The organism is Rhizobium sp. SVR5-9E (assembly GCF_056755095.1).
Genome location: NZ_JBNDHS010000429.1, coordinates 1 through 270, shown reverse-complemented (window position 1 = coordinate 270; position 270 = coordinate 1). Strand labels below are relative to the sequence as shown.

Here is a 270-nt window from a genome sequence, read left to right as displayed (position 1 = left end):
CTTCATAAGTTACGCCACAAATATTCAGCTTTTGAAATTTAGGAATCAATTCATGCGGAAATTCGTCTCTCAGCCAGTAATGATTCACCAGAGGTTTCACTTCTTTTTCCATAAAAGCTCTTACTTTAAGCTGAATTTCCCTTTGCTCAGGGCTTAAAGTGTGATAGATATCGTAAAAATCTCCGTCGATCGGCGGAAGATCTTTCTTTTTCTTATTGGGGTCCAGCATTTTCATCATGCCTTTGAGTTGTTTATCATCAAGCTTAGAAA

General features: G+C 37.4%; 1 protein-coding gene. It reads right to left on the bottom strand.

Going from position 1 to position 270, the window contains the following annotated elements:
* The coding region (locus tag ACPYOJ_RS35480) for an acyl-CoA dehydrogenase family protein (RefSeq protein ID WP_481420408.1) at nt 1-270 on the bottom strand (270 nt) is incomplete at both ends.